The sequence below is a fragment of the Amycolatopsis sp. NPDC104863 genome (assembly GCF_055582965.1).
Genome location: NZ_JBVJOW010000002.1, coordinates 213689 through 236782 on the forward strand (window position 1 = coordinate 213689; position 23094 = coordinate 236782).

24 protein-coding genes are annotated in these 23094 nt (G+C 72.9%); 13 read left to right on the forward strand and 11 right to left on the reverse strand.

Translation table 11 applies throughout. The annotated features are described in order from the left end of the window. Positions 1-38: 38 nt before the first annotated feature. Entirely contained in the window at positions 39-1535 is a 1497-nt protein-coding gene (locus tag ACZ63J_RS10275; RefSeq protein ID WP_465439407.1) for an FAD-dependent monooxygenase, read from the reverse strand. 44 nt (positions 1536-1579) lie between these two features. Here ACZ63J_RS10275 and ACZ63J_RS10280 point away from each other — a divergent pair, with 44 nt between their 5' ends. Beyond that, the gene (locus ACZ63J_RS10280) at positions 1580-2227 is read left to right on the forward strand and encodes a TetR/AcrR family transcriptional regulator (protein WP_465403997.1); all 648 of its coding nucleotides are present in this window, start codon (positions 1580-1582) and stop codon (positions 2225-2227) included. Here the strand turns inward: ACZ63J_RS10280 and dapC are convergent. The 3 genes from dapC to ACZ63J_RS10295 form a co-directional block, all read right to left on the reverse strand. Further along, positions 2224-3315, reverse strand: coding sequence for a succinyldiaminopimelate transaminase (gene dapC, locus ACZ63J_RS10285; RefSeq protein WP_465403998.1), 1092 nt, complete (start codon positions 3313-3315; stop codon positions 2224-2226). The two genes, ACZ63J_RS10280 and dapC, sit on opposite strands and share 4 nt — an antisense overlap. Beyond that, positions 3312-3632, reverse strand: a complete 321-nt coding sequence (gene fdxA / locus ACZ63J_RS10290; RefSeq protein ID WP_086680320.1) for a ferredoxin — start codon at positions 3630-3632, stop codon at positions 3312-3314. Before fdxA ends, dapC begins: the two co-directional genes overlap by 4 nt. 113 nt (positions 3633-3745) lie before the next feature. Then, positions 3746-3919 carry a hypothetical protein gene (locus ACZ63J_RS10295; protein ID WP_465309277.1) on the reverse strand — a complete coding sequence of 58 codons (174 nt, stop codon included), beginning with the start codon at positions 3917-3919 and terminating at the stop codon, positions 3746-3748. A 58-nt stretch (positions 3920-3977) separates the two neighbouring features. Here ACZ63J_RS10295 and ACZ63J_RS10300 point away from each other — a divergent pair, with 58 nt between their 5' ends. From ACZ63J_RS10300 to ACZ63J_RS10330, 7 genes are read left to right on the forward strand one after another with little or no spacing between them, the layout of a single operon-like run. Further along, the gene (locus tag ACZ63J_RS10300) at positions 3978-4730 is read left to right on the forward strand and encodes a GNAT family N-acetyltransferase (RefSeq protein ID WP_465404000.1); all 753 of its coding nucleotides are present in this window, start codon (positions 3978-3980) and stop codon (positions 4728-4730) included. Next, a complete protein-coding gene (gene cofD, locus ACZ63J_RS10305) occupies positions 4727-5716 on the forward strand; it encodes a 2-phospho-L-lactate transferase (protein WP_465404002.1) in 990 nt (329 codons plus the stop codon). The genes ACZ63J_RS10300 and cofD overlap by 4 nt, the downstream gene beginning before the upstream one ends. Further along, positions 5652-7046, forward strand: a complete 1395-nt coding sequence (locus ACZ63J_RS10310; protein ID WP_465404004.1) for a coenzyme F420-0:L-glutamate ligase — start codon at positions 5652-5654, stop codon at positions 7044-7046. Before cofD ends, ACZ63J_RS10310 begins: the two co-directional genes overlap by 65 nt. After that, positions 7043-7588 carry an NUDIX hydrolase gene (locus tag ACZ63J_RS10315; RefSeq protein ID WP_465404006.1) on the forward strand — a complete coding sequence of 182 codons (546 nt, stop codon included), beginning with the start codon at positions 7043-7045 and terminating at the stop codon, positions 7586-7588. Before ACZ63J_RS10310 ends, ACZ63J_RS10315 begins: the two co-directional genes overlap by 4 nt. A 27-nt stretch (positions 7589-7615) precedes the next feature. Next, entirely contained in the window at positions 7616-8356 is a 741-nt protein-coding gene (locus ACZ63J_RS10320) for a hypothetical protein (protein ID WP_465404007.1), read from the forward strand. Beyond that, positions 8353-8724, forward strand: coding sequence for a GntR family transcriptional regulator (locus ACZ63J_RS10325; protein ID WP_465309265.1), 372 nt, complete (start codon positions 8353-8355; stop codon positions 8722-8724). Before ACZ63J_RS10320 ends, ACZ63J_RS10325 begins: the two co-directional genes overlap by 4 nt. Further along, the gene (locus ACZ63J_RS10330) at positions 8721-9038 is read left to right on the forward strand and encodes a hypothetical protein (protein ID WP_465404009.1); all 318 of its coding nucleotides are present in this window, start codon (positions 8721-8723) and stop codon (positions 9036-9038) included. The genes ACZ63J_RS10325 and ACZ63J_RS10330 overlap by 4 nt, the downstream gene beginning before the upstream one ends. A 10-nt stretch (positions 9039-9048) precedes the next feature. On the opposite strand, the gene ACZ63J_RS10335 is transcribed toward ACZ63J_RS10330, so the two are convergent. Together ACZ63J_RS10335 and manB are read right to left on the reverse strand one after the other, a co-directional pair. Further along, complete coding sequence (locus ACZ63J_RS10335) at positions 9049-9945, reverse strand: DNA-3-methyladenine glycosylase family protein (RefSeq protein WP_465404011.1); 897 nt, start codon at positions 9943-9945, stop codon at positions 9049-9051. Positions 9946-9948: 3 nt separating this feature from the next. Next, positions 9949-11028, reverse strand: coding sequence for a mannose-1-phosphate guanylyltransferase (gene manB, locus ACZ63J_RS10340; protein ID WP_465309259.1), 1080 nt, complete (start codon positions 11026-11028; stop codon positions 9949-9951). A 142-nt stretch (positions 11029-11170) separates the two neighbouring features. Between manB and ACZ63J_RS10345 the strand changes: the two genes are divergently transcribed. Continuing rightward, a complete protein-coding gene (locus ACZ63J_RS10345; protein ID WP_465404012.1) occupies positions 11171-11644 on the forward strand; it encodes a hypothetical protein in 474 nt (157 codons plus the stop codon). Here the strand turns inward: ACZ63J_RS10345 and ACZ63J_RS10350 are convergent. The 3 genes from ACZ63J_RS10350 to ACZ63J_RS10360 all read right to left on the reverse strand — a co-directional run bounded on the left by ACZ63J_RS10350 (position 11641) and on the right by ACZ63J_RS10360 (position 14858). Then, positions 11641-12504 (reverse strand): glycosyltransferase family 2 protein, encoded by an 864-nt coding sequence (locus ACZ63J_RS10350; protein ID WP_465335705.1) that lies wholly within the window; start codon positions 12502-12504, stop codon positions 11641-11643. The two genes, ACZ63J_RS10345 and ACZ63J_RS10350, sit on opposite strands and share 4 nt — an antisense overlap. Positions 12505-12579: 75 nt before the next feature. Then, positions 12580-13728 carry a glycosyltransferase family 4 protein gene (locus ACZ63J_RS10355; protein ID WP_465309253.1) on the reverse strand — a complete coding sequence of 383 codons (1149 nt, stop codon included), beginning with the start codon at positions 13726-13728 and terminating at the stop codon, positions 12580-12582. Between the two features lie 53 nt (positions 13729-13781). Further along, positions 13782-14858: a glycosyltransferase family 4 protein gene (locus ACZ63J_RS10360; RefSeq protein WP_465404014.1), complete on the reverse strand. Its 1077-nt coding sequence runs from the start codon at positions 14856-14858 to the stop codon at positions 13782-13784. Positions 14859-14867: 9 nt separating this feature from the next. Here ACZ63J_RS10360 and ACZ63J_RS10365 point away from each other — a divergent pair, with 9 nt between their 5' ends. From ACZ63J_RS10365 to ACZ63J_RS10375, 3 genes are all read left to right on the forward strand, one after another. Beyond that, positions 14868-15842 carry a glycosyltransferase family 2 protein gene (locus ACZ63J_RS10365; protein WP_465404016.1) on the forward strand — a complete coding sequence of 325 codons (975 nt, stop codon included), beginning with the start codon at positions 14868-14870 and terminating at the stop codon, positions 15840-15842. Between the two features lie 99 nt (positions 15843-15941). Continuing rightward, positions 15942-18443 (forward strand): glycosyltransferase, encoded by a 2502-nt coding sequence (locus tag ACZ63J_RS10370; RefSeq protein ID WP_465404018.1) that lies wholly within the window; start codon positions 15942-15944, stop codon positions 18441-18443. Beyond that, positions 18436-19521, forward strand: a complete 1086-nt coding sequence (locus tag ACZ63J_RS10375) for a glycosyltransferase family 4 protein (protein ID WP_465404020.1) — start codon at positions 18436-18438, stop codon at positions 19519-19521. Before ACZ63J_RS10370 ends, ACZ63J_RS10375 begins: the two co-directional genes overlap by 8 nt. Here ACZ63J_RS10375 and rfbD read toward each other — a convergent pair. Together rfbD and rfbB are read right to left on the reverse strand one after the other, a co-directional pair. Then, positions 19507-20412 (reverse strand): dTDP-4-dehydrorhamnose reductase, encoded by a 906-nt coding sequence (gene rfbD / locus ACZ63J_RS10380; protein ID WP_465404022.1) that lies wholly within the window; start codon positions 20410-20412, stop codon positions 19507-19509. The two genes, ACZ63J_RS10375 and rfbD, sit on opposite strands and share 15 nt — an antisense overlap. Positions 20413-20417: 5 nt before the next feature. Further along, positions 20418-21407 (reverse strand): dTDP-glucose 4,6-dehydratase, encoded by a 990-nt coding sequence (rfbB, locus tag ACZ63J_RS10385; RefSeq protein ID WP_465335712.1) that lies wholly within the window; start codon positions 21405-21407, stop codon positions 20418-20420. 138 nt (positions 21408-21545) lie between these two features. Here rfbB and ACZ63J_RS10390 point away from each other — a divergent pair, with 138 nt between their 5' ends. Beyond that, positions 21546-23072 carry an LCP family protein gene (locus ACZ63J_RS10390; RefSeq protein WP_465404023.1) on the forward strand — a complete coding sequence of 509 codons (1527 nt, stop codon included), beginning with the start codon at positions 21546-21548 and terminating at the stop codon, positions 23070-23072. Positions 23073-23094: the final 22 nt, after the last annotated feature.

The following is a 23094-nucleotide window of genomic DNA, read 5'->3' on the forward strand; positions in this document are numbered from 1 at the left end:
GATACGAGCCCGCCGCGTTCGTCCCCCCTCCTTGGTCCTTACCCCCCCCCCCCGCCCCTCCCCCCCCTTCCGTTTTTTTTGGGTGTCCCCCTCCCCCCCCCCCCCCCCCCCCCCCCCCCCCCCAAGCCGCGGGAGACCGACCAGACGTACCCGTCCGGCCGGACCAGCACCTTCGCGCCCGGCTTCACGTCGTAAGCCGCGTACGCGTGGCCGCCGTCGTCGACCAGGTCCGAGCCCGTCGCGACGCTGCCTGCGGGCAGGATCCGGTGGCCCGACGTCGGGCCGTCGCCGAAGACCAGCTCGGTCGCGTGCGGGCCGCGGAACAGCTCGAACAGCCGGACGCGCTTGCCGTTGGCGTCGGTCAGCGGCGCGTCCGGGGCGCGGTCTCCCGGCTGCAGCGCGCCGGCGCCGGCCGGAGACAGCGGGCCGCCGCGGTAGCTGATGTCCAGCTGCTGGGTGTCCTCGCCGCGCCGGTGCGCGTCTTCGTCACCGTCGACGTACTTCTGCATCAGCCCGGTCGAAATCCCGAGCACGCGCGCCGCGTTCGTCCGGCGCTCGGCCTCGTAGCTGTCGATCAGCTCGGGCGAGCCGTCCGCTAGCTTCCAGCCCAGGTTGTACCCGTCCCCGACACCGGTGTTCAGGCCCTGGCCGCCGGTCGGCGGGTGGACGTGCGCGGCGTCGCCGGCCAGGAAGACCCGGCCGTCGCGGAAGCGTTCCGCGAGCCGGACGTTCGGCCGCCACACCGTCGACCAGGCCAGGTCGGACAGCTTCACGGTGCCGCCGCTCAGCGCGTCGAGCCGCGCCTGGATCGCGGGCAGCGCGGTCTCCGCCTCCAGCTCGCCGTCCCCGAGCGGCGAACCGAACTGGAACCACGGCGTGCCCGGCAGCGGGCTGAACATCATGCCGCGCATCGGGTCGTCCGACGCGCCGAACCAATGGCCGTACCCGCGGTCGAGGCCTTCGGCGTGGACGTCGCCGAGCAGCATCCGGATCGACTCGTCGGTGGTGCCCTCGAACGCGATCCCCAGCGCCTTGCGGACGAAGCTCTTGCCGCCGTCGGCCCCGACCAGGTACTCGGCGCGGACGGTCTCGCCCGTGCCCAGCGTGGCCGTGACGCCGTCTTCGTCCTGCTCGAATCCGGTCAGCGCGGTGTTCAGCTCGACGTGCACGCCGAACTCGGCCAGCCGGTCGCGCAGAATGCCCTCGGTCTGCGACTGGCCCAGGAACCAGCCGGTCGGGTACGGCTTGTCCGGCGTCGCCTCGACCGGGTCGAACATCAGCCGCTCGCCGACGACCTCGCCGCCGACGTGGATCCGCATCGGGACCGGCGCGGCCCCCTGCGCCAGCACCGCGTCCAGCACGCCGAGGTCCTCGAAGATCTCGAGCGTCCGCGGCTGGAGCCCGTCGCCGCGCGAGCCCACGAAGAACTCCTCGGCCTTGTCGATGAGCCGGACGGCGACGTCGCGCCGCGCCAGCTCGATGGCCAGCGTCAGCCCGGTCGGCCCCGCCCCCGCGATCAGCACCCGTGTGTCCATCTCGTCCTCCCAGTGAATTGAAATTCAGTGAATCTGGATTCAGAGTGGCACTGCTAGCGTCCGGCGTCAAGGAGGTGGCGGTGAACCGCAAGGAGAAGGCCGCGGAGACCGAGGCCGCGCTCAAGGCCGCGGCCAAGCGCGTCTTCGCGCGCAAGGGCTACCTGAACACCAAGATCACGGACATCACGGCGGAAGCCGGCCGGGCCGCGGGGTCGTTCTACAACCACTTCGCGGGCAAGGAGGAGCTGCTCGAAGCGCTCCTGGCCGATCTCGGGACGTCAGGCGACGAGGCGGCCTTGGCCGAGGGGCACCTGTCGGACTTCAGCGACCCGGCGGCGGTGCGCTACCACGTCGCGTCGTTCTGGGAGTTCTTCAAGGAAAACGCGGCCACGATGCAGGCGCTGCGTCAGGCGGCGCTGGTCAACGACGGCTTCGCCCGCACGGTGGCGAGCTTCGGCGCCTCCCAGGCCGCGGACCTGACGGGCCACCTGGCCCACGTGACCGCGGCCGGCCTGCGGCTGCCGACCCGGACGGACCTGTCGATCGCGATGATGTTCCAGCTGATCGACAGCTTCGCCCAGATGTGGCTGCTGGGCCCGCAGCCGGCCGGGTGGACACCCCCGACCGACGAAGAGGCGGTCGAGGCGCTCACCCGGTTCGTCTACCGGGGCTTCACGGGCCGGGACTACTAGGCGCTGAGCCGCGCCACGGCGGCATCGACCCGCTCGTCCGTCGCCGTCAAAGCGACCCGGACGTGCTTGCCGCCCTTCGGGCCGTAGAACGTGCCCGGCGCGACCAGGATGCCCCGGTCGGCCAGCCAGCCGAGCGTCGTCTGCGCGTCCTCGTCGCGGGTGGCCCACAGGTAGAGCCCCGCCTCCGAGTGGTCGATGCGGAACCCGTTGTCCTGCAACGCCTTCCGCAGCGCCAGTCGACGCCGGTCGTACCGCTCGCGCTGGGCCGTCAACGCCTCGTCGTCGGTCAGGGCGGCGACCATCGCCTCCTGGACCGGGCGCGGCACGATCATGCCCGCGTGCTTGCGGATCTCCAGCAGCTGCGCGACCAGCTTCGGGTCGCCGGTCAGGAACCCGGCGCGGTAGCTGGCCAGGTTCGCCGACTTGGACAGCGAGTGGACGGCGATCAGGCCGTCCGTGCGGCCGCCGCAGACGTCCGGGTGCAGCACCGACAGCGGTTCGGCCTCCCAGCCGAGCGCGAGGTAGCACTCGTCGGAGACCACGACGACGTCGCGCTCGCGGGCCCACTCGACGACCTTGCGCAGGTGCTCGACGGGCAGCACCTTGCCGGTCGGGTTGGACGGCGAGTTCAGCCAGATCATCGCCGGCTTCTGCGGACCGAGGGCGGTCAGGCCGTCGGAGCGCAGGATCGACGCACCGGCCAGCAGTGCCCCGACCTCGTACGTCGGGTACGCCAGCTCCGGGATGACGACGAGGTCACCCTCGCCGAAGCCGAGCAGCCGCGGCAGCCAGGCCACGGCCTCCTTCGACCCGATCGTCGGGAGCACGGCGTCCGCCTCGAGGCCGGTGACCCCGTGGCGCCGGCCGAGGGCGGCGATGGCCGCCGCGCGCAGGGCGGGGATGCCGTGCGTCGTCGGGTAGCCCGGGATGTCCGACACCGACGCCAGGGCGTCGCGGATCCCGGCCGGGACCGGGTCGACCGGCGTGCCGATCGAGAGGTCGACCACCCCGCCGGGATGCGCCTGCGCCGTGGCCTTGACCTCGGCGAGCGAATCCCAGGGGAAGTCGGGCAGCGCGACCCGGCTCATTCGCCCTGCGGGGGCAGCGCCTTGATGAAGCCCGGGTCGTGCGCGGTCTTGCCCACCTTGGAGGCGCCGCCCGGCGAGCCCAGCTCGTCGAAGAAGTCGACGTTGGCCTTGGTGTAGTCCGACCAGTTGTCCGGGACGTCGTCCTCGTAGTAGATCGCCTCGACCGGGCAGACCGGTTCGCAGGCGCCGCAGTCGACGCACTCGTCCGGGTGGATGTACAGCATCCGCTCGCCCTCGTAGATGCAGTCCACGGGGCACTCGTCGATACACGCCTTGTCGAGCACGTCGACGCAGGGCTCGGCGATCACGTAGGTCACTGCGTACTCCTGCTTTTCTCTGCAAACAGCCAGTCCGTGCCGACATTACGCGGCAGCGGCACCCGATCGGTTGGTGAGGCAACCCTTAGCCATACCCGGGGTACGGCGTGTGTTCACCGCTCCCGGCGGCGCGGGGGCGGGGTGGCCCGGGCGTCACCGGTGATGACGAAGCGCGGCTTGGGGGCGTCTTCTTCGGCCTTCTGCTCCCCCACGGCCCGGTTGAAGCCCTCGGAGATCTCGTCCACGAGCTTCTCGTTGTGCCGCTCGTCCTTGCGCTGGATGCCCACGGCCCGCCTCCTCCGAAATCCGCTCCACGACTTTTGCCGCCTCAGTCACAATCTAGCCGTGAACGCACCCGAAACGCTCGAAATCGCCTGCAGCCGAGCATGGCCGCCCCTGGTCGAGGAATCCTTGGGGGACTGGCGGCTGCGCTGGGCGGACGGGTTCACCGGCCGCGCGAACAGCGCACTCGCCGTCGGCGACCCCGGACGGCCCATCCCGGCGGCGCTCGCCGCGGTGTGTGACTTCGCCCACGATCGGGGGATCCCGCCGATGGTGCAGGTGATCCGCGACAGCCCGAACGAGCGCGCGATCGTCGCCGAAGGCTGGTTCCAGGCGACGCGGCACGCCCGCGGTCACGAGGTCGTCGTGCTCACCTCGCCGCTCACCGCCGGGCCGGCCGCGCCCGGCGTCAGGGTGCACGACGAGCCGACTCCCGCCTGGTGGGAGCTCACGCTGGGCCCCGGCGAAGACGTCCCAGCGGCGCGCAGCGTCCTGACCGGCGGCAAGGTCGGTTACGGCGTCGCGACGCTCGACGGTGTCACCGCCGGCGTCGTCCGGGGCGCGCTGGTCGACGGCTGGCTGCACGTCGGGCGCCTGGAGGTCGCGCCCGCCTTCCGCCGGCGCGGGCTCGCGTCCGCGCTGATGGGCGCCCTGCACTCCTGGGGCGCGGAACACGGGGCCGACCACGCGGTGTTGCAGGTCGCGGAGGCCAATTCGGGCGCGCTCGCGCTCTACGCGGGGCTCGGCTACGCCCCGCACCACAGGTACCGGTACTGGGTGGCGACACCCGGCTCGTGCGAGGATTCGACGTCGTGAAGATCGTGGTAGTGGTCGGCGGAGTGGGCGGGGCCCGTTTCCTGCTGGGTTTGAAGGCGGCGCTGGGCATGGCGCCGGAAGGGGCGAGCGAGTCGCCGCACGAGGTGACGGCGCTGGTCAACACCGGCGACGACGTCTGGATGCACGGCCTGCGGATCTGCCCGGACCTGGACACCTGCATGTACACCCTGGGCGGCGGGATCGACAAGGACCGCGGCTGGGGGCACTCGGGTGAGACCTGGGTGGTCAAGGAGGAGCTGGCGGCCTACGGCGCCGACCCGGACTGGTTCGGGCTCGGCGACAAGGACATCGCCACTCACCTGATCCGCTCCCGGATGCTGCGCGCGGGCTACCCGCTGTCCGCGGTGACCGAGGCCCTGTGCGACCGCTGGCAGCCCGGCGTCCGGCTGCTGCCGATGTCGGACGACCGCGTCGAGACGCACGTCGTCATCGACGACCCGGAGCAGGACGGGCAGCAGAAGGCCATCCACTTCCAGGAGTGGTGGGTGCGCTACCGCGCCGAGCCGAAGGCGCACTCGATCGTCGCCGTCGGCAACGACGAGGCCAAGCCCGCGCCCGGGGTGCTGGAGGCGATCTCCGGGGCGGACGCGGTGCTGTTCGCGCCGTCGAACCCGGTCGTCTCGGTGGGCACCGTGCTGGGCGTGCCCGGGGTCCGGGACGCGCTGCGCAAGACGTCGGCCGGCGTCGTCGGGATGTCCCCGATCATCGGCGGCAAGGCGCTGCGCGGGATGGCCGACGCGTGCCTGACCGCGATCGGCGTCGAGACGTCCGCCGAGGCGGTGGGCCGGCACTACGGCTCGCGCAAGGCCGACGGTGTCCTCGACGGCTGGCTGATCGCCGAGGGCGAGACGGCCGACGTGCCGGGCGTGACCGTCCGCGACGTCCCGCTGCTGATGTCCGATGTGGACGCGACCGCGGCGATGGCCCGCGCCGCCCTGGAACTCGCTGGAGCCCCTGTTGACTGACCACGCCGCCCCCAAGCTCGAGATCCTGCCCGTCCCCGGGCTGCCCGAGTTCCGCCCCGGCGACGACCTGACCGGCGCGATCGTCACGGCCGCGCCGTGGCTGCGCTCGGGGGACGTCGTGGTCGTGACCAGCAAGATCGTCTCGAAGGCCGAGGGCAGGCTCGTCCGCGTGCCGACCGACCCCGAGGCCCGGGACGCCGCGCGCCGCGACCTCGTCAAGCAGGAGGCCGTGCGGATCGTCGCGCGGATCGCGCGCACGGTGATCACCGAGAACCGGCTGGGGATCGTCCAGGCGGCGTCCGGGATCGACGCGTCCAATGTGGCCGGTGACGAGGTCGCCCTGCTGCCGGCCGACCCCGACGCTTCGGCGCTGGCCCTGCGCAACGGGCTGCGGGACCGGCTCGGCGTCGAGGTCGCCGTCGTCATCACCGACACCATGGGCCGCGCCTGGCGGGTCGGGCAGACCGACAACGCGATCGGCGCGTCCGGGCTGCGCGTGCTGCACGCCTACCGGGGCACGATCGACGGGCAGGGCAACGAACTGGCCGTCACCGAGGTCGCGATCGCCGACGAGCTCGCGTCGGCCGCCGACCTGGTCAAGGGCAAGCTGGGCGGGACGCCGGTGGCGGTCGTCCGCGGCCTGGATCTCGTGGACGACGGCTCGAACGCGCGGTCGCTGATCCGGCCGCTCGAAGAGGACCTCTTCCGGCTGGGCGCCAACGAAGCCATCGCGCAGGGCCGCCGGGAGGCCGTGCCGGTCCGGCGGTCGGTGCGGCAGTTCAGCGACGCCCCGGTGTCGCCCATCTCGATGCGGCGGGCCGTCGGCTCGGCGCTGACCGCGCCCGCCCCGCACCACACGCACCCGGTGCGGTTCGTCTGGCTGCGCGACGGCGCGAAGCGCAAGGAACTGCTCGACGCGATGCGCGAGTCGTGGCAGGCCGACCTCGTCGGTGACGACTTCACCCCGGAACAGGTCGCGAAGCGGCTCAGCCGCGGCGACATCCTTTACCGGGCACCGGAAATCGTCATTCCGTTCCTGGTGCCGGACGGCGCGCACACCTACCCCGACGCGCGCCGCAACGACTGCGAAAAGACGATGTTCACCGTCGCCGGCGGGGCCGCGGTGCAGGGCCTGCTGGTCGCGCTGGCGGCCGAAGGCCTCGGTTCGTGCTGGATCGGCTCGACGATCTTCGCCGCCGACATCGTCCGCGACGTCCTCGGCCTGGACGAGCGCTGGCAGCCGCTGGGCTCGGTCGCGATCGGCGTCCCGCTCACCGAGCCGGAGTCGCGGCTCTCCGCCGCGCCGGGGGAAGGGCTGCTGGAGCTGTGACTTTGCACGCCGACGCCGTCACGACGCTGAGCGCGTGGCGGCCTTCGCTCCCTTCCCAGGAGTCCCTGCGGCAGGCGTTCCTCGGGTTCCTCGCGGCGCGCGACGACAGCTGCCAGCGGTCCTGCGCGGCCGGGCACCTGACGGCGTCGGCCGTGCTGCTGGACCACACGGCGACGCAGGTGCTGCTCACGCTGCACCCGCGGGTCGGCCGGTGGCTGCAGCTCGGCGGGCACTGCGAGCCCGAGGACACGACGGTGGCCGAGGCCGCGTTGCGCGAGGCCGCCGAGGAGTCCGGGATGACCGGGCTGCGGATCGGGGCCGCGCCGGTGCACCTGGACGTCCACCCGATCACGTGCTCGCTCGGCGTGCCGACGCGCCACTTCGACGTCCGGTACGCGGTGTTCGCACCGCCGGGGGCTTCGCCGGTGCGCAGCAGCGAGTCCGACGACCTGCGGTGGTGGCCGGTGGACGCGCTCCCGGCGGGGTCGGAAGATCTCGCCGATCTGGTGAAAGCGGCCGTTCCGGTCGGTGCCGGGCACTAGCCTGGAGCGCGGACAGGGGAGGAACGGATGGCAACGCAGTTCCTGGAGCGGGTGCACTACCACTCCGGCGGTGGCGGCGGCGACGGTGTGTTCGGCTACATCGTGGTCGGGCTGCTCGTGCTCGCGATCATCGTGTTCGTGATCGTGGTGGCGGTGCGCGTGTCGAAGATGCGCCGCGAAGAGGCGATGAAGAACGGCGGGCAGTTCCCGCAGGCGAACTTCCCGGCGCAGAACTTCCCGCCGCAGCAAGGGTTTGCAGCGGGCGGGGCGGCGCAGGGCGGGGTGTCGCCGACCGGGTTCCCGGCTTCGCAGCCGGTGCCGCAGGCGGGCTTCGCGCCGGGCGCGCCCGGATTCCCGCCGTCGCAGCCGGTCCCGCAGGCCGGTTTCCCGCAGGGCGGAGCTTCACCGGCCGGTTTCCCTGCTTCGCAGCCTGGTTTCCCGGTGCAGAACGAGGTTCCGCAGGCTGGTTTCCCGCAAGGCGGAGCTTCACCGACCGGTTTCCCTGCTTCGCAGCCGGTCCCGCAGGCAGGCTTCGCGCCTGGCGCGCCTGGATTCCCGCCGTCGCAGCCGGTCCCGCAGCCGGGGTTCGCACCGGCGCCGGGCGCGGCGCAACCCGGATTCCCGCAGCAGCAAGCCGGGTTCCCTCCGTCGCAGCCGGTGCCGCAGCAGCAGGGCGGGTACCCGCCCGCGCCGCCGCAGTACTCGCCGACCGCGCCCTATCCGCAGCAGCCGCTGCCCGGTCCGGGAGCGGGTCCGCAGAGCTGGTGACCGTCCCCTTCGACAGCAGCTCGCCGGTGCCGCCCTTCGAGCAGGTCCGGTCCGGGCTCGCGACGCGGATCAACGACCGGAGCTTGGCCGTCGGCACGAAGCTGCCCACCGTCCGGCAGCTCGCGGCCGACCTCGGCATCGCCCCGAACACCGTGGCCCGCGCCTACCGCGAGCTCGAGGAAGCCGGCCTGATCGAGACGCGCGGCCGGGCGGGCAGCTTCGTCGCCGCGTCGGGTGACCAGAGCCGCCGCCGGGCGCAGCAGGCCGCGGCCCGGTACGCGGAGCTCACCCGTAAGCTCGGCCTGGACGACGCCGAGGCGCTGGCCATCGCCCGCGCCGCGCTCGACGAGGGGGAAAGCCGACCGTGAGCCTGATCGTGCTGCTGCTCTGCCTGCTGGTGCTGGCCAGCATCGTGACGGTGGCCGTCGTCGTGATCAAGGCGGCCGCGAAGCCGAAGCCGCAGTACCCGCCGCAGCAGTACCCGGGTTACCCGCAGCAGCCCGGGTATCCCCCGCAGCAGGGGTATCCGGGCCAGCAGCCCGGCTACCCGCCCGAGCAGGGCTACCCCGGCCAGCAGCCCGGCTACCCGCCCCAGCAGCCCGGTTATCCGCCCCAGCAGGGCTACCCCGGCCAGCAGCCGTACCCGCCGAACCAGCAGGGCGGCTACCCGCCCCAGTACTGACCGGCGCGCCTCACATCGCCCGGTACTCGCGCAGCTCGACCCGCGGCCCGAACCGCGGCCGCCGGTGCCCCGCCGCCTCCAGGTACCGCACCGCTCGCTGCCGCTGCGGCGCGTACGGCGCCAGCACCTCCGCCATCCCGGCGTCGTCGACCTTCGTGCCCAGCACGGCGTTCCCGACCATCGACGGGATGTTGTAGTCCCCGAAGCTCACCGCGTCCGGATCACCCCAGGCCCGCTGGGCGACCTCCGCGGCCGTCCACACGCCGATGCCCGGCACGTGCCGCAGCAGGTGGCGTCCCTCGATCCCCCGCAGCTCGACCGCGCGCTCCAGGTGGTGGGCGACGCGGGCCGCGTTGAGCAACGCCGTCCGCCGCTTGATGTCGACACCCGCGCGGTGCCAGTGCCAGTCCGGCAGTGACCGCAGCGCCACCGGCGCCGGCGGCACGCGCAGGCGGTCCGGCCCCGGCCCGGGCGCCGGCGCACCGAAGCGGCGGCACAGCTCGGCCCACGACCGGATCGCCTCCTTGCCGGTCACCTTCTGCTCCAGCACGGCGAGCACCAGCCAGTCCCACACGACGCCGGTCGCGCCGAGCCGCAGGCCGGGGTTCTCCCGCCGGGCCCGCGCGACGACGTCGTGGTGCGCGACGAACTCCGAGTCGTCGTCGTCCGCGCCGAGCAGCCTCGGTACGCCGGTGAGCAGCCGATCCGCGCCGGCACCCCAGGCGGCCGCCTCGATCCGGCCGTCGGTGAGCCTGCGCAGCGCCAGGGTGCCCGGGCCGTCCGGGGTGTTCGACGCGAGCCAGGTGATGCCGCGTTCGTCGGTGAGGATGTTGAGCGACCCGCGGCCGCGCTTCAGCGGACCCAGGACCCGGCCCAGGTCGACCTCGAACGCGGGACGCCAGAACATCGGCTACGCGTCGCTCGAGAAGCGCACGGAACCGTCGGGCAGCACGGTGTCGGGCCAGACGCGGGCGCCGTCGAGCAGCTCGCAGCCGGCCCCGACGGACACGCCGTCGCCGAGCACGACCCCGCGCAGCACCGCGCCGGCGCCGACGCGCGCGCCGTGCCCGAGCACCGAACGCTCGACCACCGCGCCTTCGGACACGGCCGCGCCGTCGAACAGCACCGAGCCGTCGACCTTCGCGCCCGAGCCGACGACGGCGGCGACGCCGATGGTCGAGCCCCCGCTCAGCTGGGCGTCTTCGGCGACGGAAGCGCCGTCGAGCACCAGGAAGTCGCCGGGCCGGCCGGGCAGCGCCGACGTCGGCGCCACGCCACGCACGAGGTCGGCGGAGCCCTGCACGAACGCTTCCGGCGTGCCGACGTCGAGCCAGTAGGAGGCGTCGACGAACCCCTGGATGTGCGCGCCCTGCTCGAGCAGCCGCGGGAACGTCTCGCGCTCGACCGACACCCGGCGCCCGGCCGGGATCGCCTCGATCACCGGGCGGCGGAAGACGTAACAGCCGGCGTTGATCTGGTCGGTCGGCGGGTTGGGCGTCTTCTCCAGGAACGCCTGCACCCGCCCGGTCTCGTCGGTCGGCACCGACCCGAACCGGCTCGGGTCCGGGACGCGCTGCAGGTGCAGGGTGACGTCGGCTTCGGACTCGCGGTGCACCTGCAGCTGCGCGCCGAGGTCCGCGCCGGAGATGATGTCGCCGTTGAAGACGATCACGTGGTCGGCGCGCAGCTTGTCGTAGACGTTCCTGATGGCACCGGCCGTGTCGAGCGGCTCTTCCTCGACGACGTACTCCAGGTCCAGACCGATCGACTTGCCGTCGCCGAAGTACTCCTCGAACACCTCCGCACGGTAGCTCGTGCCGAGCACGACGTGCCGGATCCCGGCCTCGCGGATGCGCGAGAACAGGTGGCTGAGGTAGGGCGTCCCGGCTGTCGGGAGCATCGGTTTCGGCGCCGAAAGGGTCAGTGGCCGCAGTCGCGTGCCCTTGCCCCCGACCAGCACGACGGCGTCGATCTCGACCTCGGACGTCACGGAAATCTCCTCCTGTATCACGCACCGCTGAGCGACAAGCCGCGGGAAACCCTGACGGAGGTCGCCCGGAGGGCCTACCCTAGACAGGAAACAGGCGGGCCCCTCCCCAGAGGGCCCCCGGGTCAGTCGGGAGGCCGAGGGGATGGACCCCCGCGATCGGGCGGACGCCCTGCTCGCACGAGCCCAAGCGCGTGGTGTGTTCGTGGTGACGCCGGACAGTGCCATCTCGCCGATGGACGCCTCGAACACGCAGCAGATACCGCGGGCCGCCATCGACGGTCTCGACCGGAGCCAGGACCCGGACACGACCACGCAGCTGCCGGCGTCGTTGATCGAGGAGAACGACCACCCGCTGGCCGGCTCGTCGCCGACCCGCCGGCTGGAGGCCCACGGCGGCCGCCGTCAGCACACGACGCCGTTGAGCACGCCGACACCGACCACGCCGATGCCGACTGCGGCACCGAAGCCGGTCACGGCTCCGCTGGCCCGCCGGCCCCAGGCCGAGCCGATCACGAGCCCGCTGAAGGAGCCGGACCCGGATGAAACCGGCCTGGTGCCGACGGTGACGCAGACCAACGGCAAGTCCGACCTGTCCCGCCGGCTCGACGGGATCTAGCCCTTCCGGGTCTCCAGCTTCAGCCGCAGGGCGAGGCCGAGCTTCGTCGCGGCCAGCAGCGGCTTCCACAGGAGGCCCTGGTGGCGGTCGGCGAGGAAGCGGTAAGCGCTCTCGTGGTGGACCGCGAGCATCTTCTTCGACGCCTGCGACGTCGAGTGCCCGCCGACGTGCATGACCCCGGCCGAGGGCGTGTAGACGTTCAGCCAGCCCGCCTTCGCCAGCCGGTCACCGAGGTCGACGTCCTCGAAGTACATGAAGTAGCGCGAGTCGAAGCCGCCGACGGAGTCGAACGCCTCGCGGCGCATCAGCAGGCACGAGCCGGACAGCCAGCCGGCGACGCGCTCGGTGGGCGTGCCGGTCTCCTGCCGGTACTGCTTGGTCCAGGGGTTGCCGGGCCAGATCTTCCCGAGGGCGGCGTGCCCGATGCCCCGCCCGAAGGACGGCACCAGCCGCGCCGACGGGTAGACGGTGCCGTCGAGGTCGTGGATCAGCGGCCCGAAGGCGCCCCCGCGCGGCCACCGCTTCGCGGCGTCGAGCAGCGTGTCGATCGTGCCCGGCTCCCACTCCAGGTCCGGGTTCGAGATGACGATCCAGCCGTACCGGTCGTCCAGCTCGGCGACGCCCCGGTTGCACCCGGTCCCGTAACCGACGTTCTCGCCGATGTTCAGCAGGTGCACGTTCTCGCGCTTCGCGGCCTTCTCGGGAGCGCCATCGGTGGAGACGGTGTCCGCGACGACAACCTGGACATCACGCTCGGTGGCCTTCTCGAGCGTGTCGAGGAACCGCTCGAGGGTCTCGCCGGAGAAGTAGGTGACGGTCACGACGCCGAGTTCGTCGCCGTAACGGGAGTGATCGGTCATCGGGTCATTGTCCCCTCGTGACGCTGCGCGGTCCCGCCGCCCCGGCCCGAGAGCACGCTGGAAGAAGTAGGAAGATCAGCGGGTTCGGAGGTGGCGCGACCAAGCTTTGGCGTACGCCTCCCGGTGCCGTTCCGCGGTCGTCGCCCACGAGAACTCCTTCGCGCGCTGCTGGGCCGCCGTGGCCAGCTCCGCCCGGCGGCCCGGGTCGGCGAGGAGCTCGCTGATCGCCGCCGCGACGTCGCCCGCGCCCACTCCGCAGTACGCCACCGCGTCGCCGCCCACCTCCGGCAGTGACAGCCGTCGCGTGGTCAGGACACACGCGCCGCACGCCATCGCCTCCAGGACCGGGAGGCCGAAACCCTCGCCCAGGGACGGGTACGCCACCAGCTCGGCGCCGCCGAGGAACCCCGCCAGCGTCCCGAACGGCAGATAACCCGCCCGGATCACGCGCAGCCGATGCGGAACCGCGTCCAGGGCCCGCTCCACCTGCGTGTCCCAGCCCGGCTGGCCGGCCAGCACCAACGCCGGCGCATCCCTGCGGCCGGTGACCGCGCGGGCGAAGCCGCGGATCAGCGCCGGGACGTTCTTGCGCGGCTCGAGCGCGCCGAGGAACGCCACGTACGGCGTCCGGCCCAGTCCGACGGCCGCCCGGGCCGCCGCGACTTCCGAGGGTGACGGCGGGTGGAACCGCTCGCTGTCGACGCCGTGGTGAATCACTTCCAGGGAAGCGTGCCGGACCGGGCCGACGCGGGCCAGCTCCGCCGCGGTCGCCGCCGACGGCACCACGCACAGCGTCGCGCGGCGCAGGGCCGTCGCCGTCCACGCGCGGAAGAAGCGGGCCTTGACCGACGAATGCAGCACGGCGTCGGTGAAGAACGTCGCGTCGTGCAGCGTGACCACCGACGCGGCCGACGTCGTCAGCGGCATCGTGTAGTGCGGCGAGTGGACGACGTCGGCGCCGAGGCGGCGCACCAGCCGCGGCAGGGTCGCCTGTTCCCAGGTCAGCCGCGCGGTGCGGGTGGTCGTCGTCGGCGACGCCGGCACGACGCGCGAGCGCGGCGCCAGCCGATCGTAAAGCGGCAGGTCCCGGGGCTGGCAGACGACGGTGATGCGTGCCCCGTCCGCGTCGAGCGCGGCGACGAGCGAGTCCACGTACCGGCCGACCCCGCCGCGGTCCGCGGGCACCGCGGTCGCGTCGATCAGGACCCGGGGATCATCGCTCACCCCCGTAGGGTACGGCGGTGACCCGGTGTCATGGTGGGGAACTGGCAAACCGGTCAGTCGTGCACTCGTCGATGAATCGCCCAGACGGCTTCCGCCGCGCGACGCCAGGTGAACGCCTTCGCGCGGTCACGCCCCGAACGGGTGAGCTTGGCCGCCACCGTCGGTGACTCCAGCACCTCCCGCAACCCCGCGGCCAGGGCCACCGCGTCACCGCGGGGCACCGTGATCCCGGCGCCGCCGGCCACCTCGACCAGCGCCGGGACGTCGGTGTGCACCACCGGCACCCCGGCCGCCATCGCCTCCAGCAGGCCCATCCCGAAGCCCTCGGCGAGGCTCGGCACGGCCAGCACGCTCGCCCCCCGCAGCGCGGTCGCCAGCTCGGCGTCCGACACCTTCCCCAGCACCCGCAGCCGCTCCGGGGGAAGACCGCGGTCCAGAGCCAGCGCGGCCGGGTCGACACCGCCCCAGCCCGGCTGCCCGGCGACCACCAGCGCCACGCCGTCGAGCGCCGCGACCGCGTCGACCAGCACGTCGATCCCCTTGCGCGGCTCGATCGTGCCTACCGCGAGCACGTACTCCGAAGGCAAGTCCAGCTCAGCCGAGCCCGACGGCACCCGCACGCCGTGCGGCACCACGCGCACCGGGACGTCGACGTCGACCAGCACCGCCAGCTCGTCCGCGACCGCCCGGGTCGGCACCACCAGCCCGGACGCGCGGCGCGCGGCCCGCGCGATCATCGACCGGTGCCAGCTGACCCCGCGCGCGGTGAGCGTCTCGGGGTGGGTCCACGGCACGGTGTCGTGCACGGTCACGCTCAGCGTGCGCCCGGCCGGCGCGCGCGGCGGCGCGAACGGCGTCGGCGCGTGCACCGCGTCGCCGCCCGGCCACCAGGGGATCCCCAGCTGCCACGCGCCGACCAGCACCCGCGGCGGGTACCGCAACACCCGCGGGCCCTCGACGCCGTCCAGCCGGGCCGCGGCCACGTCGGCGTGCCGCGCGACGGCGCTGGACACGGTCCAGCCCGGCGGCGCGGTCTTCGCGAGCGCGGGCAGCAGCTCGGCCGTGTAGCGCCCGGTGCCACCGGGCACGGGCGCGAGGAGCTGCTCGGCGAGCACGACCAGTTCGGGCACGCGGCTATTGTGCGGGACGTGACGCCGAATCCCGCCACCACGGTGGTAGTCGTGACCTGGCGGGGCGCCGGGCACGTCACCGCCTGCCTCGACGCGCTCGCCGCGCAGACGCGTCCACATCGGACGATCGTGGTGGACAACGCCTCCGACGACGGCACCGCCGCCCTGCTCGCGGCCCATCCTTCACACCCGGAGGTGCTTCGGCTCCCCCGCAACGCCGGCTACGCGGGCGCGCTCGCCGTTGCCGCGAAGAGCGTCGAGACGCCGTTGCTGGCGTGGCTGAACGACGACGCCGAGCCCGAGCCGGAGTGGCTCGCCACGCTGGAAGACACCCTGGACAAGGCCCCCTTGGCCGCCGCGGCGACGGCGTTGCTCGTGCGGCCCGACGGCAGCACGCAGTCGGCCGGGGTCCGGCTCACCGCCGACGGCCACGGCGCCGACCTCACCGAGCCCACGGACGAGGTGTTCGCCTTCTGCGGCGGCGCCGCCCTGCTGCGCGCCGACGCCCTGCGCGACGTCGGCGGCGTCCCGGCCGGGTTCTTCTGCTACTACGAGGACACCGACACCGCGTGGCGGCTGCGGCTGGCCGGGTGGGACGTCGTCGCGGCCCCGGACGCCCGCGTCCGGCACGCCCACGGCGCCAGCAGCAAGCCCGGCTCGCCGGAGTTCCACCGCTGGAACGAGCGCAACCGGCTGCTCATGCTGCTGCGCTGCGCGCCCCGCGAAGTCGCGGTGAACCAGCTGGTCAGGTTCGCCGTGTTGACGGTGGTGCTACCGCTGCGCCCGGGCCGTCCGGCCGCGGCGAACTTCCGGTTCGGCCTGCGCTGCCGGGTGCTCGCCGAGGTCGTCGCGCGGTCACCTGCGGCATTGCGGGCGCGACGCAAGATCGGCCGCCGCGCGGCGCTGAGCCGAGGCGCGGTCTGGGAGGCATGGGCAGGGCTTTGCCAACCCGGCCAAAAGCAGGCCGGCCACCCCGAGCTTTAAGCAACCGTCGACGCGAAATCGTCCGGCCGTGGCTGTGGTCGGGTTGGCAAAAAACAGCACAGTAAGCTTTGCGGACGACCCGACGACAGGAGCAGGGCTTTGGCGCAGGGGGAACCGCAACCGCTCGTCTCGGTGATCGTGGTGAACTACCACGGGGCCGAAGACACGATCACCTGCCTGCGCGCGCTCGCCGAGCACGACTACGCCGAGCTCGAGCTGATCTGCGTCGACAACTCCGACGAAGCCGCGCGCATCCGCGAGGCCGTCCCGCAGGCCCGCGTGATCGAGGCCGGCCGCAACACCGGGTTCGCCGGTGGCTGCAACCTCGGCGCGAGCCACGCGAAGGGCACCGTCCTCGGCTTCCTCAACAACGACGCCCGCCCGGCGCCCGGCTGGGTCTCCGCCGCGGTCGCCGAGCTGCGCGCGCAACCGCGGGTCGCCGCCGTGGCCAGCAAGGTCCTCGACTGGGACGGCACCGGCACCGACTTCGTCGACGGCGGCCTGACCTGGTTCGGCATGGGCTACAAGCGCCACGCGGGCTCGCCGCTGGCCGACGTCCCGGCCGCCGAGCACGAGGTCGCGAAGGACGTCCTGTTCGGCACCGGCTCGGCCATGTTCGTGCGCGCTTCGGTGTTCGCCGAGCTCGGCGGCTTCGACGAGCGGTTCTTCATGTTCTACGAGGACGTCGACCTCGGCTGGCGGCTCAACCTGCGCGGCTGGCGCGTCCGGTACGTGCCGGAGTCGCTGACCTACCACCGCCACCACGGCACGATGGCCGCGGTCGACGCGCCGGAGACCGGCCGCGAGACGTTCCTGCTGGAGCGCAACGCCCTGGCCGCGCTCTACAAGAACCTCTCCGACGAGACGCTGGCCCGCGCCCTGCCGGCCGCGCTCGCCCTGGCCGTCCGCCGGGCCACCGCCCGCGGTGAGCTGGACGCGACCCAGCTCGACCTGGAGAAAGGCGTCGGCCCGATCGAGTCCGGCGACGTCGCGATCCCGCGGACCACGCTGGCCGGGCTGCTGGCGATCGACCAGTTTGTCGAGCAGCTGCCGTCGCTGGCCGCCTCCCGCGCGGTCGAGCAGGCCGCCCGCGTCCGCACCGACGCCGACCTGCTTCCGTTGCTGCGCAAAGCGTTGGAGCCCGCCTACCCGCTGCCGCGCTACCTCGCCGCGCACGACATCCTGGTCGAGGCGTTCGGCATCGAGAAGGCGTTCGGGCAGCGTCGCCGGATCCTGGTGATCACCGGCGACGCGCTCACCGAGCGGATGGCCGGCCCCGCGATCCGCGCCTGGAACATCGCGCTGGCGCTGTCCGCCGAGCACGACGTCCACCTCGTCACGACCAACCCCCTCGCGACCCCGCCGCCCGCGCCGTTCCGCGTCAGCGCGGGCAAGCACCGCGAGCTGGAGGCGCCGGTTGCCTGGGCCGACATCGTCGTGCTGCAGGGTCACGTCCTCGAGCTCGCACCGTCGCTGAAGAAGGAGCACAGCGGCAAGATCGTCGTCGCCGACCTCTACGACCCGATGCACCTCGAGCTGCTGGAGCAGGGCAAGGGCGTCGCCGACGACAAGCGCGCGGCCGACCTCGCCGGTGTCACGAAGGTGCTCGACGCGCAGCTCGAACGCGGGGACTTCTTCCTCTGCGCGTCCGAGCGGCAGCGGCACTTCTGGCTCGGGCACCTGGCCGCGATGGGCCGGCTCTCGCCGCGGCTCTACGACGCCGACCCGACCACGCAGTCGCTGCTCGCGGTCGTCCCCTTCGGACTGTCGCCGGAGGCGCCCACGCGGACCGGGCCGGGCCTGCGGTCGTCGCTGGGCATCGGCGGCACCGACCACGTCGTGCTCTGGGCGGGCGGGGTGTACAGCTGGTTCGACCCGCTGACGCTGGTGCGCGCGATCGACGAGCTACGCCGGCGCCGCGGTGACGTCCGGCTGGTGTTCCTCGGGATGAAGCACCCGAACCCCGAGGTCGCCGAGATGGATATCGGCGCGCGGACGATCCGGCTGGCCGACTCGCTGGGCCTCACGGACAAGCACGTCTACTTCAACGAGCAGTGGGTGCCCTACCACGAGCGCCAGAACTGGCTGCTGGACGCGAACTGCGGCGTGACCACGCACTACGAGCACGTCGAGACGACGTTCGCGTTCCGCACCCGGGTGCTCGACTACCTGTGGGCCGGGCTGCCGATCGTCACCACCGACGGGGACGCCTTCGCCGACCTGGTGCGGGCGGAGAAGCTCGGGGTCGTCGTCCCGGCGGAGGACGCTTCCGCGTTGGCGGACGCGCTCGAGAAGTCCTTGTACGACGAGGAGTTCGCCGCGGGCTGCGTCGAGCGGATCGCCGTCGTCGCGCAGCGGTTCGCGTGGCCCGAAGCGCTGAAGCCGCTGGTGGAGTTCTGCCGCGACCCGCGGCCGGCGGCCGACCGGCTGCCCGGCTCGGCGGACCTGACGACCACACCGGCGGTGCGCGGCCGGGCGATGCTGCGCCGCGACGCCGACCTGATCCGCGAGTACCTCAACGCGGGCGGGCCGCGTGAGCTGGCTCGGCGCGTCGGCGGCCGGGCGATCAAGGTCGCGAAGCAACGGCTCCGCCGTGGCTAGGTCGCTGCGGGTCCTCCTGGACGGCACTCCGCTGCTCGGCGCGCGCACCGGCATCGGCCGGTACACCGCGGCGCTGAGCGAAGAGCTGGTGTCGATCCCCGAGGTGGACACGCGCGCGGTGGCGTTCACGCTGCGCGGCTGGCGGCGGCTGCGGCACGTGCTCCCGTACGGCGCGCGGGCCCGCGGGATCCCGGTGGCGGCCAGGCTGCTGCGGCGGGCGTGGCTGCGCTCGGACTTCCCGCCGGTGGAGCTGTTCGCCGGCCCGACCGACGTCGTGCACGGCACGAACTTCGTGCTGCCCGGCCGGTTCCGCGCCGCCGGGGTCGTGACGATCCACGATCTGGCCTTTTTGGACAATCCCGAGGAGCTCGCGCCGAGCGACCGCGGCCTGCCGGAGCTGGTCCGCCGCGGCGCCCACCGCGCGGACGTGATCTGCACGCCGACGGCGGCGGTGGCCGACTCGGTGGCGGAGCGCCTCGACGTCTCACGCGACAAGATCGTGGTGACGCCGCTGGGCGTGAACCCGGCGTGGTTCACCGCACGACCCCCGGACGACGAGCGGCGCGCCCGGCTGGGCCTGCCCGCTCGTTACCTGCTGTTCGCCGGCGCGGCCGGCCCGCGCAAGGGCCTGGACTGGCTGACCCGCACCCACGACGCGGCGCCCGACCTCCCGGACCTGGTGTTCGCCGGCCCGGGCCCGTTCCCCCGCGGCGCCCGGCTGAGCCAGACCGGCTATCTGTCCGATGTGGACCTGCGCACGGTGGTCGCGGGCGCGTCGGCGGTGGTGCTGCCCTCGCGTGACGAGGGGTTCGGGCTGCCGGTGCTGGAAGCGATGGCTTCGGACGTCCCGGTGGTCTGCACGGACATCCCGGCCCTGCGCGAGGTCTCGGGCGACTGCGCGAGCCTGGTCCCGTACGGCGACGTCGACGGCCTGGCCGAGGCGTTGCGCATGGCGGTGACCGACCCGCACGCGGTGGCGACGTCGGCCGCCCGCCGAGCCCAGGCGGCGAACTTCACGTGGCGCACGTGCGCCGAACTGACGGTCGGCGCCTACCGGCTGGCCTCAGGCCGGCACTGACTCGGCCGCGAAGTAAGCGTCCAAAGCCTCTTCCCACGGCCGCATCGGCGTCAGCCAGGCTTCCTGCCACGAAGCCGGCGACAGCACCGAGTAAGCCGGACGTTCCGCGGGCCGCGGGAACTCCTCCGTCGTGCACGGCTTCACCCGCGACGGGTCCGCGCCCAGCCGTGCGAAGATCGCCCGTGCGAAGCCGTACCAGCTCACCGAGCCCGCGTTCGTGCAGTGCAGGATGCGCCGCTCCGGGCCGTCGCCCGCGGCCACACGACCGGCCAGCTCCAGCAGCCCCGCCGCCAGGTCGGCCGTCCACGTGGGACCGCCGAGCTGGTCGTCCACAACGGACAGCTCGTCGCGCGAGGACTCCAGCTTCGCCATCGTCTTCACGAAGTTCGACCCCGACCGCCCGTACAGCCAGCCGGTGCGCACCACCCACGACGACGCGCCCGAGCCGAGCACCGCGTCCTCGCCCGCCGCTTTGGTGCGGCCGTACGCGCTCCGCGGGCCGAGCTCGTCGGAAGGCTCGTAAGGAGAAGACGCGTCGCCCGAAAAGACGTAGTCCGTCGACACGTGGATCAGCGGGACCCGGCGGGCCGCGCAGGCCGCCGCGAGCACCCGCGGGCCGTCGGCGTTGACCGCGAACGCCCGTTCCTCGTCCTGCTCCGCCGCGTCGACCGCCGTGTAGGCCGCCGCGTTGACGACCACCGGCGCCGAACCCGCTTCCCGCGCCCGGTCGGCCAGCGCGCCGACCGCCGCCAGCACCTGGCCCGTCTGCGTCACGTCCAGCTCCGCCGAACCGGGCGCGACGACGTCAAGGTCACCCCCGGCCGCGGCGGCGAGATCCCGCCCGAGCTGTCCGGAACCACCGGGCACGAGCACCGTCAGCCGCACCGCCACATCCTCTACTCCTTGAGCGCGGCCCGTTCCGCCAAGGGCTCCCACCACGCGCGATTGTCCGTGTACCAGGCCACTGTCGCGGCCAGACCGTCCTCGAAGGACACCCGCGGAGCGTACCCCAGCTCCGCGCCGATCTTCGTGATGTCCACCGAGTACCGGCGGTCGTGACCCTTGCGGTCCTGCACCGGTTCGACGCTGTCCCAGTTCGCGCCGAGCGCGTCGAGCAGCTTCCCGGTGAGCTCGCGGTTGGTGAGCTCGGTGCCGCCGCCGATGTTGTAGATCTCGCCGGGCCGGCCGCGGTGCGCGACCAGCTGGATGCCCTGGCAGTGGTCGTCCACGTGCAGCCAGTCACGGACGTTGAGCCCGTCGCCGTAGAGCGGCACCTTCCCGCCGTCGAGCAGGCTGGTGATGAACAGCGGGATGACCTTCTCCGGGAACTGGTACGGACCGTAGTTGTTGGAGCACCGCGTGACGCACACCGGCAGCCCGTGGGTGCGGTGGAACGACCGCGCGACCAGGTCGGACGACGCCTTCGACGCCGCGTACGGCGAGTTCGGCTCCAGGATGTGCTCCTCGGTCCACGAGCCGGTCTCGATCGAGCCGTAGACCTCGTCGGTGGACACGTGCACGAACTTCGAGACCCCGGCCTCCAGCGAAGCCTGCAGCACGTTCTGCGTGCCGAGCACGTTCGTCAGCACGAAGTCGGCGGCGCCCAGGATCGAGCGGTCCACATGCGACTCGGCGGCGAAGTGCACCACCAGGTCCACCCCCCGCACCACCTCCGCGACCAGGGAGGTGTCACAGATGTCACCGCGGACGAACCGCAGCCGCGGATCGGCGGCGACCGGGGCGAGGTTGGCCTCGTTGCCCGCATAGGTGAGTTTGTCGAGCACGACCACTTCGGCGTCGCGCAGTTCCGGGTAGGCGCCGGTCAGCACCTGCCGGACGTAGTGCGACCCGATGAAGCCGGCACCACCGGTGACCAGGACCCGCATCTTCCCGCCTTTCCTCGGCCCCCGCGCGGGGCAACCGGCCCCCAGCCTACGGAGGTCCTACAGGACCCTCAGTAGAGTCTTGCTGGAGGCACAGGGGTGCCCTGGGGGAAGCACGGGGTTTCACAGGGGAGGAAGCGCGTGACCGAATGGCCTGCGCCGCCCGTCCCGGCGCGCCGCAACCACGGTGTCGCGGTCTTCGCACGCCGCGGCGGCAAGGTCGTCGTGTCCCTGCTGTCGGTCGCCGTCCTGGCCCTGACCTGGTACGCCTGGCACTTCATCGGCGACCCGAACACCGGCCTGACCACCACGAACGTGTTCGCCGACACCGAAGCGCACGCGAAGCCGCTCGACGGCGCGATCGACATCCTCCTGGTCGGCCAGGACAGCCGCACCGACGCGCAGGGCAACCCGCTGCCCCGCGAGGTGCTGGACATGCTGCACGCCGGGGTCTCCGACGGCGAGCTGAACACCGACACGATGATCCTCGTGCACATCCCGCAGAACGGGAAGCACGCGATCGCGATCTCCTTCCCCCGCGACTCCTGGGTGGAGCTGGCCGGCGGCTACGGCAAGCACAAGCTCAACAGCGCGTTCGTCTACGCGTACACGGACACTTACAAAACGTTGCAGCGCCAGGGCATGACCGACCTCAAGCAGGCCGACGCGCAGGCGAAGGTCGCCGGGCGGAAGAACCTGATCGCCACGATCGAGAAGTTCATCGGCAAGCCCGGCATGATCGACCGCTACGCCGAGGTCAACCTGGCGAGCTTCTACGAGATCACGAAGTCGATCGGCGGCGTCGAGGTCTGCCTCAAGGGGCCGGTCAAGGAAGCGAAGTCCGGCGTGGACCTGCCGGGCGGGCGTCAGACGATCGAGGGTGTGCAGGCGCTCGCCTTCGTCCGGCAGCGGTACGACCTGCCCAACTACGACCTCGACCGGATCGCGCGCCAGCAGGCCTTCCTCTCCGGGCTCGCCCGCAAGGTGATCTCGTCCGACGTGCTGACCAGCCCGGGGAAGATCGCCGACCTGGTGAGCGCGGTGAAGAAGTCGGTCGTGCTGTCGCAGGGCTGGGACCTCACCGAGTTCGCCGAGCAGATGCGCGGCCTGACCGGCGGCAACATCGAGTTCCACACCATCCCCACGCAGGGCAACGCCGTGATCGGCGGCGCCGACGTGCTGCGCGTCGACCAGGCCGCCGTCCAGGCCGAGGTGACGCGGCTGACTTCGGACGGTGACACCCCGGCCACCCCGACTCCGGCGCAGGTGCCCGGCGCGAAGGCCGTCACGGTGGAGCTGTTCGACGGCACCGGCTCGACCACCGTCGCCGGCCAGACCCACACGATGCTGCAGGGCAAGGGCTTCACCCTCGCCGCCGACCAGCGGCTGAGCACCCGCAACACCACCGTCGTCCGCTACAACCCGGCCGACACCGCCGCGTTGGACCTGGTCAAGCAGGCCCTGGGCACCAGCGTCCAGGCCGAGCCGGACCGCGACGTCACCGCCGGGCACGTGCGCGTGCTCCTCGGCAAGGACTTCCGCAGCGCCTCCGCCGGCCCGGGCGGCGCGCCGACGGCGACCAAGCCGTCGGCACCGCCTTCGACGGCCGCTAGCTCCACCCCCGCCGCGCCGACGATCACGGCGGGCGACGTTCCCTGCGTCAACTAGACTGAGTACGCAGGGTGTTCGG

Excerpts from the sequence above, each read along its gene's own strand:
- ACZ63J_RS10350 (WP_465335705.1), bottom strand. The coding sequence starts at position 12,504 with ATGACCGATCACTCCCGTTACGGCGACGAACTCGGCGTCGTGACCGTC.
- ACZ63J_RS10310 (WP_465404004.1), top strand. The coding sequence starts at position 5,652 with ATGTGGACGCGACCGCGGCGATGGCCCGCGCCGCCCTGGAACTCGCTG.
- ACZ63J_RS10320 (WP_465404007.1), top strand. The coding sequence starts at position 7,616 with ATGGCAACGCAGTTCCTGGAGCGGGTGCACTACCACTCCGGCGGTGGC.
- ACZ63J_RS10275 (WP_465439407.1), bottom strand. The coding sequence starts at position 1,535 with ATGGACACACGGGTGCTGATCGCGGGGGCGGGGCCGACCGGGCTGACG.
- rfbB (WP_465335712.1), bottom strand. The coding sequence starts at position 21,407 with ATGCGGGTCCTGGTCACCGGTGGTGCCGGCTTCATCGGGTCGCACTAC.
- ACZ63J_RS10345 (WP_465404012.1), top strand. The coding sequence starts at position 11,171 with ATGGACCCCCGCGATCGGGCGGACGCCCTGCTCGCACGAGCCCAAGCG.
- ACZ63J_RS10335 (WP_465404011.1), bottom strand. The coding sequence starts at position 9,945 with ATGTTCTGGCGTCCCGCGTTCGAGGTCGACCTGGGCCGGGTCCTGGGT.
- dapC (WP_465403998.1), bottom strand. The coding sequence starts at position 3,315 with ATGAGCCGGGTCGCGCTGCCCGACTTCCCCTGGGATTCGCTCGCCGAG.